This window comes from Stenotrophomonas sp. AG209, from assembly GCF_003550055.1.
Classification (GTDB): Bacteria; Pseudomonadota; Gammaproteobacteria; order Xanthomonadales; family Xanthomonadaceae; genus Stenotrophomonas.
This window is the reverse complement of record NZ_QXDB01000006.1, coordinates 33485-48116: the sequence shown is the minus strand read 5'-3', so window position 1 is coordinate 48116 and position 14632 is coordinate 33485. Positions and strand designations below refer to the sequence as shown.

Annotated in this window: 17 protein-coding genes; all 17 read right to left on the bottom strand. The window is 66.4% G+C overall.

The window, feature by feature from the left end; all coding sequences use genetic code 11:
* Window positions 1-7: 7 nt before the first annotated feature.
* Entirely contained in the window at window positions 8-355 is a 348-nt protein-coding gene (locus DFO63_RS21045; protein WP_147416511.1) for a hypothetical protein, read from the bottom strand.
* A complete protein-coding gene (locus DFO63_RS21040; RefSeq protein ID WP_119007809.1) occupies window positions 352-1833 on the bottom strand; it encodes a hypothetical protein in 1482 nt (493 codons plus the stop codon). The genes DFO63_RS21045 and DFO63_RS21040 overlap by 4 nt, the downstream gene beginning before the upstream one ends.
* Window positions 1830-2570, bottom strand: coding sequence for a hypothetical protein (locus DFO63_RS21035; RefSeq protein ID WP_119007808.1), 741 nt, complete (start codon window positions 2568-2570; stop codon window positions 1830-1832). The genes DFO63_RS21040 and DFO63_RS21035 overlap by 4 nt, the downstream gene beginning before the upstream one ends.
* 1 nt (window position 2571) lies before the next feature.
* Window positions 2572-3042, bottom strand: a complete 471-nt coding sequence (locus tag DFO63_RS21030; protein WP_088475837.1) for a hypothetical protein — start codon at window positions 3040-3042, stop codon at window positions 2572-2574.
* A gap of 15 nt (window positions 3043-3057) precedes the next feature.
* Window positions 3058-3531, bottom strand: coding sequence for a hypothetical protein (locus tag DFO63_RS21025; RefSeq protein WP_088475838.1), 474 nt, complete (start codon window positions 3529-3531; stop codon window positions 3058-3060).
* Between the two features lie 8 nt (window positions 3532-3539).
* Window positions 3540-5405, bottom strand: a complete 1866-nt coding sequence (locus DFO63_RS21020; RefSeq protein WP_259337461.1) for a hypothetical protein — start codon at window positions 5403-5405, stop codon at window positions 3540-3542.
* Between the two features lie 35 nt (window positions 5406-5440).
* Window positions 5441-6073: a hypothetical protein gene (locus DFO63_RS21015; RefSeq protein ID WP_119007806.1), complete on the bottom strand. Its 633-nt coding sequence runs from the start codon at window positions 6071-6073 to the stop codon at window positions 5441-5443.
* Between the two features lie 196 nt (window positions 6074-6269).
* A complete protein-coding gene (locus tag DFO63_RS21010; RefSeq protein WP_259337460.1) occupies window positions 6270-7523 on the bottom strand; it encodes a hypothetical protein in 1254 nt (417 codons plus the stop codon).
* 61 nt (window positions 7524-7584) lie between these two features.
* Window positions 7585-8265, bottom strand: coding sequence for a DUF6682 family protein (locus tag DFO63_RS21005; RefSeq protein ID WP_119007804.1), 681 nt, complete (start codon window positions 8263-8265; stop codon window positions 7585-7587).
* Between the two features lies 1 nt (window position 8266).
* The gene (locus DFO63_RS21000; protein WP_119007803.1) at window positions 8267-8830 is read right to left on the bottom strand and encodes a hypothetical protein; all 564 of its coding nucleotides are present in this window, start codon (window positions 8828-8830) and stop codon (window positions 8267-8269) included.
* Between the two features lie 53 nt (window positions 8831-8883).
* Window positions 8884-9330 carry a hypothetical protein gene (locus DFO63_RS20995; protein WP_100441508.1) on the bottom strand — a complete coding sequence of 149 codons (447 nt, stop codon included), beginning with the start codon at window positions 9328-9330 and terminating at the stop codon, window positions 8884-8886.
* A gap of 71 nt (window positions 9331-9401) precedes the next feature.
* Complete coding sequence (locus DFO63_RS20990; RefSeq protein WP_065195896.1) at window positions 9402-10511, bottom strand: N4-gp56 family major capsid protein; 1110 nt, start codon at window positions 10509-10511, stop codon at window positions 9402-9404.
* Between the two features lie 78 nt (window positions 10512-10589).
* Window positions 10590-10805 (bottom strand): hypothetical protein, encoded by a 216-nt coding sequence (locus DFO63_RS20985; RefSeq protein WP_065195895.1) that lies wholly within the window; start codon window positions 10803-10805, stop codon window positions 10590-10592.
* 5 nt (window positions 10806-10810) lie between these two features.
* Complete coding sequence (locus DFO63_RS20980) at window positions 10811-11815, bottom strand: hypothetical protein (RefSeq protein ID WP_119007802.1); 1005 nt, start codon at window positions 11813-11815, stop codon at window positions 10811-10813.
* Window positions 11802-13973 carry a hypothetical protein gene (locus DFO63_RS20975; RefSeq protein ID WP_119007801.1) on the bottom strand — a complete coding sequence of 724 codons (2172 nt, stop codon included), beginning with the start codon at window positions 13971-13973 and terminating at the stop codon, window positions 11802-11804. Before DFO63_RS20975 ends, DFO63_RS20980 begins: the two co-directional genes overlap by 14 nt.
* Complete coding sequence (locus DFO63_RS20970; RefSeq protein ID WP_119007800.1) at window positions 13973-14446, bottom strand: hypothetical protein; 474 nt, start codon at window positions 14444-14446, stop codon at window positions 13973-13975. Before DFO63_RS20970 ends, DFO63_RS20975 begins: the two co-directional genes overlap by 1 nt.
* Window positions 14443-14631 carry a hypothetical protein gene (locus DFO63_RS20965; protein ID WP_119007799.1) on the bottom strand — a complete coding sequence of 63 codons (189 nt, stop codon included), beginning with the start codon at window positions 14629-14631 and terminating at the stop codon, window positions 14443-14445. The genes DFO63_RS20970 and DFO63_RS20965 overlap by 4 nt, the downstream gene beginning before the upstream one ends.
* Between the last annotated feature and the right edge of the window lies 1 nt (window position 14632).

The window sequence follows — 14632 nt, the reverse complement described above, 5'->3', positions numbered from 1 at the left end:
TCTCCGGTCAGCTCCACAGGACGTAGATCGAAACGTCCCAACGATTCGCACCTTGGGTAGCCACGGCAGGAGTTCCGTCCGGGCCGTTGTAGCTGGTCTGTTCACCCATGTAGTAGGCGGCATAGCGGTCGCTGTCGATGCGATAGCGCATCTCGAGGGTGCGCCCGTCCACGTCCCCCTCGATCTTCAGCAGGAAGTCAGTGCCTACGACGAATCCGGGGAGCTCGGATGCCTCTTCGGCTTCGACCATTCCGTTGTTGAAGGTGAGCATCCAGTCACTGGGCTGCTGATCTTCGCCACAGTCCTGAACAAGGTTGAATGGCTCGCGCCAGAAGCAAGGTCCTGCCATGGTCATCCCCTGGTCCGGCGATCAAGATAGATCGGCCTGAAGTCGATGGCTGCGAGCTCGAAGTCGGCGCCGTCCACGTTCTCGATCACGAAGTCGAAGTCGACGGCCTTGATCCCCTTCCCCAGCTTCCAGCGGGTTTCTCGCTCGCTCGATGCAGGTCGCTCCAGGATCCGGTAGATGGCCGATTCCTTCTGGCCGCTCTGCTCGTTGACCGTGATCACATGCAGCAGCAGTGCGCCCGTGGCGGTGTAGCCGACGAACGCCTCGGGCAGCCGCTTCAGGCGGCGCGTGCCGAGTGCGGAAAGGCCCAGCCGCAGCCGCGCAGCAATCGGGGTGCCGTCGTCGTCATCGCCGTCAAGCCGATGCAGGCCGTCTGCAGCCGCCGCGTAGTAGCGACCGCCGATCTTGGCGAAGCTGTTGAATGGATACTGGGTGTAACGGCTCAGCGCGCGGCTTTCGGTGTTCATGACCCATGCGACGTATTCGCCGGTGTCCAGCGCCAGGCGGGTCACGAATCCCAGCCCGTCCTTCAGCAGCTGGGCCAGCTCGGCCGTCGCGCCGCCGGCGGCGCCGACGAGCAGCTGCTCATCCACCATCACAACGCCGGTACCGGCTTCGAATGCCGCGGCATCAGCCAGCATGCCGTCCACCACGCGCTCTGCCGCGCGCTGCAGGCTGGCCACCAGGTCCGAGCCCAGCAGTCCATCGGTGACCGTCTCCGTGCGTAGTGCCTCGGTGAGGGCGCCGAACCACAGGCCACCGACCAGGGCGTTCAACGCATCGGCGTAGGACGTGGCCACTCCCAGCATCAGCAGGCGGTCGATGACGCGCTCCAGCCTGATCGCGTCAGCGCGAATGTCCGGGCTGAAGGCAATCCCCTCTTCGACCAGCAGCATGAACACCACCGCCGCTGCATCTTCCAGGCTCAGCGTGTCTGCCGTCCTGCAGCTGGCCAGCAGCGCGCTGCGCCGGGTCTCGTCGATGGAGAGCACTTCGTTCAGCACGTGCGTTGGCAGGCTGCTTCGGGTCTCGCCGATAGCCAGCGATGAACGCGGCGACGCAAACCAGCGCCCGCCGAACGCAGAGATCATGCGCGGTCGGGCAGACAGGCCTGCATAGGCAAGCGGCGTGGTGACCTGTCGACCGCTGCCATACAGCGCCAGGCGCGCGCCGCCTGCTCCACGGCCGGGGGCAGTCTGGAAGCCCGCAGCGCGCACGCTGATCCCCGCGGCACCGCCGCCGATGTCGCGGCCGTAGCCCTGCCCGGATGTGACCAGGTTCAATGCGGCGGCGCCGTTGGCGGGTACCACCGGGTCTACCCCGCCGCCGAAGTAGATCTGCCCCTGTCCAGACGAGCCCAGGCGCAGCACGGCACTGCCGGCCGCGCCGAGCCCTGAGCCAACCCCCACGGCCCTCAGTGACAACGTGACCTGGCCACGCCCCTCGATCTCCGCATGCTGCAGCGGCAGGAACTCGATGGTCATTCGATGAAATCTCCGGTCGCGTAGATCGCACAACCCACGACCACGAGCCCGTGGCTGGCTTGCTGCGACGTGTAGAAGCGCTGTCCGTTGTGCAGGTAGTGGACGCTGCCGCCGATGCGCCTTGCCTCCCAGAGGTCTTGGGGTGCATAGAACCGGATCGGCGATACGCGGCGGCCGCGCTCCAGCACACAAGCCTGCAGGCGGCCGCCCTCGCTTTGATGGAAGTACAGGCCGTGTCGAATCCGGGCTGGGTCGAACAGCTCCGCCTCGCCCAGGATGGCGAACCCGACCACCACGCCCACGGCGCGGCTCATCGTCAGTCGCATCGTTACGTCGCCGTTGAGCTCGTCGACACTGTCGGCACCGGCGTTCCACTCGAACACCGAGAGGGATTCCCGGCGCGGCGGAACGGCCGGTACTGGAGGCTCAGCCTTCTGCTCGGGGTAAGTGGTGCAAGTGACTGGTCCAGGCGGCGAGGTCTGAACGAACAGGCTCCTGCACAGCATGTACCGCACGTAGGTGACGCCGTTCTGCTCTTCATAGGCAAGGATGGTGGCGCCCTTCGGCAACTGCACAGCGCCATTGCTCGGAGCCGGCATCCGGCCTTCGCTGCACTCCTGCCGCCAGTAGCCCTGGGCCGGCGAGGCGCCGCAGACGGTATAGGAAGCCCGGTACGGCACCGCGGGTTTCGCGGGTTGGGGCGGGACGTACCTGGAGACTGGCGGCTTGGACAACATGTCAGCTGGCCTGGTCGACAACCACGTTGAAGATGCTCACGCCGGTGCTGTTGCTGCCGTTGGCCGTCATCACGTCGCTGCTGAACAGCACAGCCGCATTGGAGGCAGGCCCGCCCGCAGTGCCCTGCAGGCGAACGCCGGTGGTGGACCCACGGCCATCGTCGGCTGCAGCGCAGAAGCGGTAGAACGAGGGGGAAAGGCTCGTGGCGCCGGCATTGGCACCCTCAAACTGGATCAGGCCTTCCCACTCTTCGCTCGGTGCCTTGGGCAGGACATTGCCGACGGGAGCGGAGAAGGTCAGGCCGCCGCCGCTGACCGAGAGTTTCGCCAGCTGCGTGTGACTGCCCACCATATCCAGGGCAGCGTCGGCCGAGGCCGGTACCGGCCCAGCGAACACGTAAAGGAAGCCGCCGTCGAGGGCATTCTTGACCTGCCCAAGCAGGGCCTGCGCGAGCGGGATGGAGATCGTCATGGTGCTGTTCCTTCGTCAGAGTGGGGGGATCGCAAACCACCATTCACCGATCTCGATGCTGGTGTCGGTGGCCATTGCCAGGGTGGGCAGGCGCATCTGGAAGTCGCCCGGGCTGTCGTCGTCTAGACCGATCGCGCCATCGATGCGGGGAGATTCGAAGGAGACCGCACCGGCGTCGGGCGCGTTGCCGACCAGGCGGAACCAGCCCGCGGTTCCCGCGGCGAGCCCGCGAAGTACCCACCGCTGGGCGGCGTCCTTGTAGACGTAGCGGCCGTTGCGCACGAAGCTCAGGCCATTGGCGGAAACGCCTGGCTGCCAGACGCCGCCGTCAACGGTGATTCTCGCCAGCAACGCACCGGTGGCCGGCATATCTGCAGTTTCCGGCTGGGGCCCGGTGCGGATCTCGATGCAACCGGCGCGGAAGATCCCCTCGAATGCCGACGGGCCAAGGATCGACGCCTCGAACCCCGTGGAAGTGTTCACGGCCATGAAGGCTCCTAGATGGGCTTGGGTAGGACGGTCAGCGGGTAGAAGCGCCTGTCCTCGGCGGTAACGCCGAGCAACGCCCCCAGGTCATGACCCGTCAGGTAGTTCAGTGCACCGGTGTAGGCGCCAGGTATCGAGACGCAGTAGCGCCCCTTGTTGTAGTTCCAGCCCCCGGCCCAATCGAAGCCGAGGAAGTCCCTCACGCCCTGTCGGTCCATCATCAGCGGCACCAGCAGCGAGGAACCGCTGAACGCAATCAGGCCCTCGCGGGGGTGCTTGTTCCAGATCACGCCGGTCTGGTTCGGTGTGCGTGGCCCCCAGCCAGATCCGCTGGCGCCAACCCAGTAGCTGCCGAACACGAGACCGTCGGTGACGGCGCCAGGCGCACGCGTGTCCAGGCCCGGAAATGGTGCTCCGGTGCCCGAGCTCGGATCCCATGCCACAGGCTCGGGTTCGCCATACACCATTCGGCCTGCCATGTAGGCGAATGGCTGGATCGTGTGGGCACCGTTGAAACCCTGGATCCGCCATCCCGAGAACAGGTTGTGGCGCACGTCCATGTACGCCAACAGGTGATAGTCCTGGCGGTCATTGCCGACCGCGAAGTCCCGATCGATCAAGGTGATCTCGCCGCCGTCGAACTCCAGCACCACCGACACGCGCACCATTCCCTGGTAGTTGTTGGCCTCCACAGCAAACCGCCCCTCGCTCCGGCGCAGCGCCAGATAGGCATCTTTCCGCTCCATGCCGGCGAAGTCGGACACGACCAGGCCGCGCGTGGGCGCCACCAATGCGAAGTTCCCACCGCTTCCGGCGTAGTTGCCCTGCAGGTAGGCGGCCTGGACTGCGTTATGGGTGATGCCGCTGTCGGAGATTTCCACCTCTTGGGTCATGGTGTTGATCAACGCAGCGACCACCGTCTGCTCACTGTTGACGGTGCGGATCGCCCGGGTGCCATCACCGTTGAAGAACCACGGCATGGCCGAATCGGTGAACGTGTTCCCCGAAGTGCTGCCCTCGGGATTGATCTGCCCGGGCGTCATGCCCAGCAGGCGGTGGCTGCCGGGCTCTACGACCCAGTCGCCCTTCTGCGGCGTCCCCTCATTGCGATGCAGCCTGAAGGCCACGAAGGCCGACTGCGCGGTGGTGGGCTGCCCCTGGGTGTAGTTCGTGAATGCCACCAGCAGTTCTTGGACGCCGGCTGACGTCTTGCGCACGCAGGCGGAGTTGACGCGCCACGACAGGTATTCGGGCGGATCCTGCTGCAGTTCCTGGGCGTACGAGATCCGGTCGAACAGCGCCTGGCCCTGCTGCAGCACCCAGCGCGCGCCGATGTCGAGCAAGGCAACGTCGTGCACGTACCTTGAGCAGAAGCCATAAAACGACAGCGCCAGATCCTCGCCGTCCTTCCAGTCGATATTCCCGAAGAAGTACAGCCCATCGGGATACAGGTCCAGCCGGTCGTAGCTTTCGTAGCGGGCGCCCTGGATCTGATCGACCACATCCCATCTGCGCCAGTAGCGGGTCACCACCCGGCTGCCGGCGAACTCCAGCCACCCGGTCGGATCGTTGCCTGTCGGATCCACCTGCGTGCCGCGCTGCGCCGGATCGCCCGTGGGCACGTCCCATCGTGGCCAGACGATGAAGCCGCCGCGGGGCTCCGGCGGTTCCTCTACCGGTGGTGGCCCCGGGGCTATGATCGTGACCCGTGGCAGCTCGCCGATCTTCTCGGCCAGCAGCACCGTGCCGTCTTGCAGTTCCCGGCGCAGATTCGCGATTCCGAGGCCATTCCGTTTGGCCTCTTCGAGCACGAAGCCCAGCAGCTTCCTTGCTTCCGGGACGTGCTGAGCCGCGACCTCTCGATCGCCAACGACCACGATCGGCGTCCACCCGCTGTACCGCGGCCCGCTCATCAGGTGACGTCGCCCTCGTCCTTGGCCGACAGCACGTATTCCAGTGCCAGCTTGTCCCCGGCGAGCTGGTTGGTGCGCGGCGTTGCGAAGCGGGTAGCTGCGATCAGGATGTTCGCCGTGGCGCCCTTGGCGGACCCCGTCAGCAGGCCGATGCCGTAGAGGTTGTAGGGCCCGCCTGCCGAGTAGACCAGCGTCGCCGCGGCAAGGGCGGCGCTATTGCCGATCGCCTCAGCCGTCGAGGGTGTGGTGGTCCAGGGCAGACGGCTGGCATTGGTGTACCCCGTGAACTCGGTGGCCACGTCCTTGAACGTGGATCCCTTCCAGTCCGCCGCCGGCGTCACGTTACCGGCGAACGGTGCCAGGTAGAACGCTGTCTGCTGGCTGGCGCCGCCGAGTGCGGAATTGAGGATGTAGTTCAGACCTTCGTTGACCAGTCGATTCGGGTCGACCTGCCATGGTCCGAACTCATCGCCTGCAGCGGCGTGGGCATGCCGGAAAGTGCCGCCGATGGTCGCGCGCGCCGCGGGAATGTAGATGCCCGCCTCGGACAGCTCGTATTTGTGCCGGCGGATTGCGCGAATGGCGTCGCGCCCCACCGTGCCCAGATTCTGCAGGGCCTTCATGATTTTCATCGGTTTGCTCCTTCGGTGGTTACCATTTGCCCGCGGGGCAGGAAGCCCCTTGGAATCGGGTCTTGCTTGCCAGGGGACAGCTGCAGAGGCTGCAGCGCAGGAATAGGCGACGTCCGAGCCGTTCGACGTTCGGACACGCACGGCAGATCTCCAGGCGACGCTTCACGTCGTCTGGCTTGGCCAACACAGCCATAGGTCATGGGTCTCGGTGGATGACGTGGGCGACGGCCCGGTCGGTGACGGCCAGCGCCTGGCCCTTGGGTGCCCGCAGCGCGGCAACGAGCTGGCTCAGTCCGTCCTGCTGGCGCAGTAGCAGTGCGGCATGGTCGGCGTCATCAACGACCGCCTCACCCTTCTTCAGCACCTGCACCTGGCCGCCCGGCAGCCCGATGCAGAAGTAGCCATCGCGGGCGAGCCAGATCAGCACCGGTACCGCGGACTGCAGTCCAATCACGTCACCGTTGACGACCATGGCCGAGCCCGGCACCGCGCCGCTACCGCGCGCGACTTCCTGGCTGAAGTCCTTGGGGTCCGCGCCGGCGTACCAATAGGTCCGCGCGCCGGCGGCGACGTAGAGGCCGGCGCCGTCCTGCAGCCCGTCGCCAATGGGTTCCATCAGGTCGATCGGTGCGTTGAAGCGCATGCGGTTGGTCGCAGGCCGGAACATCCCGTATCGCAGTGCCTCCGACCACAGCACCTCCTGGCCACAGGCTACGAACTGCCGGCCGTGCGCACCACGGACGATGTGGCCCGGTGGCAGCGGCCGCAGGAACTGCGTCGTAAGCGCCCTCCCCTCGCCAGGCGCCAGCACCGGTGCCGAGCGGGTGCCGGCGGGCAGGATGACGTACTGCCGCATCACCTGGTCATTCGGCCCGGAGACGTACACCGCGACCGAGGCCGTGTCCGGCGCCACCGGCAGCGGGATGTCACTGAGCTCGAACCCGCCGCCCTCGGCAACGTCGATTGCCGCGGCCAGGGTACTGCCCGATTCCCGACCCAGCCGATCGATGAAGGTCGCCGCCACCTGGTACTGACCTGGTGCAAGGGCGCTGTCAGAGGTTGGTTCCAACAGCGGTTGGCCCGCAGGGTGTTCCGGCGACCAGGGTTGCACCTGCAGGTCGATGTCGAGGATGCCGCTGGCGGTGCTGTTGCTGAAGAAGACGCGATCGCCGATCAGTGCATAGCTCAGCGGATCCAGGCCAACGTCGATGCCCAGCGCTTCCACACGCTCATCCTCGTGCAGGGCATGAAGCTGACCGCCATCGACGAAGAGTCCGTACTGCAGATGGTCATGGCTCCACAGCGAATGGGTCAGGGCGCCAGGCCGGAAGCGCTGATGCCCCCGCCGGCGCTGCGGCCTGCCGGCGGCGTCCAGGTCGACGTTGTCCGCCTCGCGCAGCGCACGCGGGATCCCGTTTTCATCGGTCGGCAGCGCCCCTTCTCCGGCCACGTTGTTGATGCCCCAGGGCCAAGGGCCTGCTGGGCGGAGATCTTCATCGCGAACGGGCATGTCAGAACCACATGGGTTGGGTGCCGGTGGTGGGGTCGATCGACAGCTGCTGCAGCGCCCGCGCGGTGGGCCGCTCGCCGAAGTAGCCCTCGAACAGTGCGAGGTGACGGTCGGCGTCGGCGGTGCTGCGCTGCTCGGAATCGCGCTTGTTCAATGCCCGCCAGCAGGCCCAGTGCACCAGCTTCCGGTGGTGGATGGCATCGATCACCGGCTCATCCTCGCTGTCTTCCATCGCCTCGGCGGCTTCTGGCACACGCCAGAGGGTGAGCTGCAGCACGTCCGACTCTGCCGGTACCGGGCTGACCGATACCTCGCGCGCCTGCCGATCGCGCACCAGGTACTCCGGGCGCCCTGCCTCGGTGCGCCAGTGGCAGTGCCATCCGTCCAGGGCGCCGCTGGTGGTCCTGCAGAGCGGGTCGGACAGATTGCTGGCCAGCACCGCGCGCCGAATCACGTACACGGTTGGATGAAGCGTGTAGTCAGCGCGGCCCGGCTCCAGGTTGATGTGGCAAATATCGGGGCGGCCGCTCTCCACGAGCAGCCGCGCCCGAATGCACGCCTCTTCCACAGCTTCGTTGAGGTGGCGGGTCAGCGCGGCGTCACTCCACAGGTAGGGAGCCACGTCGTCGTCGAGCTCTTCCCGGCATTCCTCGATCAACTGGCTGAGGGTGCGCGCCTCCACGTCAGGCCTCCTCGAGCGCCTGGCTCAGCACCTTCAGGGTGGTTCCGCGCTGGTCGGGCTCCGGCTTGGCCAGCTCCAGGTCGAGGGCGGCCTTGATCACGACCTTGGCGATGCCGCCCTTGGCCAGCTCGGCCTTCAGCTTTTGCCAGCTCAGTCCGTTCAGTTGCGCCGCGGCTTCGACGATCTCCGGGGGCAGCGTAGCTGCGACGTTCGCGCCTGCCGGCGGCTCACTGGTGCCGGTGTCGGTGCTCGTGGTGGTGCTGGCGCCCGCGTCCGCGCCGCCGGCATCGGTACCGGTGTTGCTGACAACCGGCGGCGCTGGCGGTTCCTGGCCTGCGGCCGGGTCGACCGGCGGGACCGGCTTGGCGGTGGTCTGCAGGGTCTGGGCCCGGGCGATGTAGTAAGCCTCCGGAATGCCCAGCAGCCGCTGGATATGGTCGGAGTTCTCGACGTCGGCGACGTGCTCCGCATCGGCATTGGCGGGATCGATCGGCACGAAGAAGTACACGGTTCCGTCCAGCTCAACGGGCGCCTTCGGGCGCTTGAACTTGCATGCAATCAGCATGGGATGCTCCTGGTATGCGGGGCTGCGTGCGCAGCCCCGCTACGGTTGGGGGCTCAGGCCGGGAAAGCAGCCAGGCGCAGGATCAGCTCGCCCTGCTGGGCACCGGGGGCGGTATTGAGCTTCACGTACACCGGGCGGTTCACCGGCTTGGAGCCCAGGGCCTCGGCAATCAGATGCAGGCTCACCGGGACAAATGCGGCGGTATCGGCAACCACCGCGGTCGGCGCGATAACGGTGTTGCCGGCCGCCGAGGCGCCATCGATCGCGTCGGGGATGAAGACGCTCACGTTCTGCGCGGCCAGCTTGCCGCCGGCGTCCAGCTTGGCGAACAGGCCGGAGCCCTGGCTGTGCAGCTTGTGGTTGGCCGGCAGCTCACCGATCAACACCAGATCGCCATCCGCACCGGCTTCAACCGGCCAGCTGTAGTCGTTGACCACCAGCAGGCCGGCGGCCGGCGACGATGCGCCGCTGTTGCGGCCAATTGCGAGTTTCGTGGACATGGATTTCTCCTGCGAAGGATGTAGGTTCTGAACGCAAGAGCCCCGGCGTGCCGGGGCTCTTGGTGTGAGGCTTACTGCGGGTTCGGATCGGCCGCGGCGGTGTCCAGGGCAATCGTGCCGAAGTCCTTGCCGTTGAAGCGCGTCTTCTTGATGCCGAAGATTGCGCCGGCGCAGATCTCGATGTCGTTGCCATGGTCGAGCGGAACCTCGGACCAGTCGAAGCGCAGACCGTTGCCCGGCGAACCGAAGGCCAACACCAGGGCCTGGCGGCCCAGGTACAGCGCGCGAGCCGCTGCAACGTTGCCACCGGCGCCGTAGTCCCCGAAGCGCACCACGGACTTGTGCTTGTGCAGGATCGTGTTGCCGATCATGCCCAGGTTGTCCTTGAAGATCGGGTTGCTGGCACCTTCGGCAGCCGCAGCCGCCTTCTGGATGTCCAGCCAGTTGCCCGGGTCCGTGGAGGTCTTCAGGTCATGCGCCTGGAACGGGTGCATGACGGTGACGAAGTGCTCGCCGCCGGCAATGGTGATCGGCTGGATCTCCGCCACCTGGGTCGAACCACCACCCTGCGAAGCCGCCTTGGTATTGGCGCGCTCGATCAGGACGCGGCTCATCTTGCCGGCCGCGGTCAGCGATGCCTTGCTGGCGCCGTCGCCGAACAGGATGTGCGAGCTGTCCGGCGACTCGAACGCGTTGCCTGCGCGGCCGGCGTAGTTCAGCGGGACGTTGTAGTCCTCGTTGATGCCGCGAGCGCCCGAGCCGTACATGAAGAAGAGCTCGTCGTAGAAGCGCGCCCAGAACTCCGTCAGGCGATTGCGGCCGACCTTGCGCAGGTCGTGGACGGTGCGCTTGCGGCTCATACGGCCACCGCAGCTGACCGGCTTACGGGCCTGGTCGATGAAGACCTTATCGGTGAAGAAGTCGAGCTTCTCGCCCTTGCCCTCGGCCTTCTGGTCGCCTTCGATGACGCCACCGGACAGCTGCACGGACAGGTCGTAGCTGATGGTGTCGCCCGCTTCCTGTTCCAGGTCGGTCTGCAGCATGACCGGCATCGAGGTCTCCGACCCCTTGCCCATCATCTTGCGCGTCCAGTAGGACTGTTTGGATACCGAAACCATGAGGTCCGCAGACCACAGCTTCCGGGCCTTGGGGTCGTTCAGACCCACGATCGTCTGTGCCATGTTGCTTCTCCAGGGAGATCACGGCACTTCTGCGCCTCTGTCGTTGACCCGCACTGCTGCGCAGGTGTTTGAGAATGTTCAGCCCGTTGTGGGCGTTGGGCGGCGCGCCACGCGCTGCAGCGTGCCGCCAGTAGGTTGCTGCTCACCGGCTCGCGTGATGGTCACCGGGGTGTTGGATTCGATGATCACGCGCGAGCGCTTACCGCTCTTCTCGGTGAAGGTGATCGATGCGCCTGAGCCCGACGGGATCAGGACCACGTCGCCGGGCTCCAGGGTGGTGTGCAGCTTGGGCATGAGGCTCAGTTGTCCGCCACGAAGGAGCCCGGCACGTCGCGCAGGATGCGATCGCGTTCACTCTCCGACTTGCCTGCCAGGAATGACTCGATGTCCTCGATGTTGTCCATTCCAGCGGCCGCATCGGCGGTCGAGCGGGAGGTGGGATCCGCCGCCGCTGGCACTGTGCTCAGCGTGGCCGGCACGTCTCCCAGCGGCGCGCTGCGATCCGGCTTCGCCGGGGCCTGCGCTACGGGCGGCGCGGTCGCGGCGGCGGATGCCTGCAGCAGGCCCTCGGTCACCAACAGGTCGCGCGCGCCGGCCAGGATGTCCCAGTCCGTGAGCTGGCGGCCGGCAGCTGCGGCATCATTCACCACCGATTGCATCGCCTGCTCCCACGCGGCGAAACGCATCGGGCTTGCGGCGATCGCGGCATTCTCCGGCCGGGAGAGGAACTGGCGCTGCAGGTACGCCCAGGACTGGTCCGCGTTCTGCTGGCTCATCTGCTGCTGCAGGGTGGCCATATCCTGAGCGCGCTCGATGCGGCTGCGCTCGTCGCGCAGACTCTCGTACTGCTCCTCGTAGGCCTCATCCTCCACGTCGCCAGCCTTGTACTTTTCCTTCAGGGCCTGCAACTTGCCGTTGATGTCGCCGATTTCCTTGTCGTAGTCGCGTTCGTCGGCTGCATACGTCGGCACGAAGGGGGCGGACGGCGGCGGCTCGGACGCTGCCGGTGCAGCGGGGGTCGCCCCTTCCGCAGCAGCTGCCGCGGCAGCAGCCGCAGCCGCGGTAGCCGCATCGGGCTGCGCCGCACCGTCCGCTGGAGCAGCTGCTGCTGGTGCAGCTGAGCCATCGGCGGCCGGCGTGGCGGTCGAGCTCGCGGCGGCCGGTGCCTCGGTGGTGCCGGTTGCAGCTGGGACATCGCCGGCGGCGGCACCGTCAGCGCTGGCCAGCGCCGCACGCTCGCCCTCGGTCATTTCCAGTTCGTTCGCGGCCAGCGACTGCTGGCCCGCGTTGTCAGGCTGCTGCATGAGAGGTTTCCTCGGGGGTCTGTTGGGTGCTCAGGAGGCGGTCGGCCGCCGGAGCGAGGGGAAGCAGGATCTCGATCAGCTCGGCGACGTTGAGGGCGTCGCCCTTGGTCTTGATCTGCAAAGCCTTGGCCTTGGCCATGATCTCTTCGCGCCTGGCCTCGTCCAGCCCGACCTTGGCCATGCGTTCGCGCAGGGCGACCTCGCGGTCTTGCGCTTCCTGTTGCTGGCGGGCCAGCGCTTCGGGACTGTCGAGGTCCTGGTCGTTCTCGGACTGCCCGGTGATCTTGCGGATGCGCTGCACCACCTCGTCCTTGCCCGGCATGTCGATCATGTCGAAGGCCAGGTCCAGCAGCTGGATGGACATCTCCGGAGGCAGCTTGCCCAGCATGTCGAAGAACTGCTCGGCGAAGGCCTGGCGCATCGATTCGCGGAAGTCCTGCTGGTCGACGATGAAATCGGCCTGGTTGCGGCTGATGTCGTTGTCGACCACCCAGACGTTGTTGAGCGTGTCCAGGCGGAGCTGGTTGATCACGCGCCAGTCCAACCCCTTGCGCTCGCCAACGATGCGGAACTGGCGTTCCTCGGTCATGAACTGCTCGGTGAGCGACAACTGCTTTTCACCGCTGAGCTGGATGCCCAGGCGGTAGTTGTCGAACAGCTCCGCCGTGCTCACGGCACCTTCCTGCTGCTTGGCCAGGATCGCCCGGCCGCTGGCCGCGTTGGTCTCGCGGCCCAGGAGTTCGCGGTTCACACCGGAGCCGTCATGGATGTGTGCCGCGTCCAGCTCCAGCAGCTTGATCTGAGCCTCGGCCACATCGAGGTTGCGCTCGACTTTGATCTTGTTCAGGCCGCCATTCTTCAGCGGGATCGCGCCATTTGGCTTGGCGATCTCGCGCTTCGCTTCTTCGACGCGGTCCTCATCGATGGCGCCTTCCTCGTAGAACAGCTGATTGGTGCTGAGCGCCCAAAGCAGCTTGCTCATGCGCTTGTTCAGATCCTCCTGCGAGTCGCGCACGCCGCGGACCAGGCCGTACTCCATCCCGTCGCGGTTGCGGCGATAGCACCAGTACGGCGTGTAGGGGAACCGACCGTGTCGGAACGGACTGCGTTTGAGCTGCAGCAGGCCGCCCTCGGTGAAGATCGCGCACCACATTTCCTCGACCACGGCGTCGGACAGCGAGTAGACCGGCGAGGCCTGGCCCTTCATTGCTGCGAGCGCCGCTTGGTGGTCGGGGTTGTTCGGATCGAAGCGATCGCCCTGGAACTCACCACCCCACAGGCGCTTATGCGCGACCGGGCGTTTGAACCAGCACTCGATCAGACGGACCCGAAGCCGACACCGGCTATCCAGGGAGGCCCTGCCGGTGATGCGCCGTCCGGTCACGGTGTGGCCGCGGCTGTCGTAGCGGCGGAAGACCTGGGGCAGGTCCAGCTCTTCGTCGAAGGCGCCGTTGTCGCCGTCGTAGTGGTCCTGGGCCGCCCGGTTCACCAGTTCGATGCGATCAGGAAACATCGCTTCGGAATAGTCCAGGTCGGCGAACTTCTCCCGCAGCAGGAAGCGGCAGTCGCTCAGGTCCAATGCCCGACTGACTGGATCGCGCCGCATCTGCCGCCAGGGAATGTGGCCCACCATCACCGGCTCGTCGGCGCGATCGGTCCGGATCGATTCCTCGGTCCAGCCGCACCCAGCGATCGCTGCGTCCTTGAAGGCTTGGCTGCGCGCCCACGGCACGCGGTTGGTGTCGCTGAGGTACTTCATCAGCTCCGACTTCACCGCAGCAATGTCGACATCGTCCTCCGCGCGGGGGTGCACCACGCCATCGATGCGGGTGCGGCGCTCCGTGCCGATGACCCAGTCGATGGCCATCTTGATCTTGTTGTACGTCAGCGGGGCCTGGTGCCGGGCAGCCAGGACAGCGCGGTCTTCCTCCGACCACTGGATGTGGTCGTAGAAGTCGTAGTCCAGCATCTGCTCGATGCGGTTGTCGTAGAACGCATCAAGGGCGGTGTACCAGTAGTCCAGCAGCTTCGCGTGGAGGCGGCGGTTCTCCAGGCTGTCAAGCGGGTGGCCTTCAACATCTGGAGGCGCCGCGGTGGCCACGTCGGCCGCGCCGGGGTCGTAGGCCGGCTCGCTCCGCAAGTTCTCGATCGTCTGCATCAGTTCACCTTCTGCCCGTTGATCTTGATCTGGATCCCCATCCGGGCCATCTCGGCGAGCCACTGCTCCCGGGTCTGCTCCGTCGGCGGCCGCAGGTTCTTCACGTCGTCGCAGAATTCGAGGATGGCGTCGTGAATGCGGTGCCGGTAGGCGGGGACGTCCAGGCCGTAGAGGGCAACCGAGGCGTTCTGCAGGCGGGCGACCATGTCGCCGATGTGGTGGTGCCGGCCCCGATCCCTGTCCTCCGGCCGGAAGATCCAGAAGTCGCGGAACGGCACGAGGTAGGCCGGGCTGCCATAGGCGATCATCCCGGTCACAGGGTTCACACCTTCGACGCGGCGGTTTTCGTTCCGGATGTAAAGGGCCGCGTCGTCGTCGCCATCGCGCACGATGTGGGTCAGGTACAGGGTGAGGTCTCCCTTCTTGCCACACCACACGAAGCCATCTGGCGCGAGCTCGACCTCGGCGCTCATGCCTCAGCTCCCAGCAGCTCCAGGGCTGCGTCCAGCTCTTCCACTACCGCTGCTACCGCCTGGTCCGGTGACAGGACGTGGTCCTCGACCAGGCTGCCGTGGTTCTCGCCCCCTGGCAGGTAACGCGCGTAGGCGCGGGCCTGCTGCAGGTGGATGGCAAGCTGCTCGACGTCACGGTCTTCCACG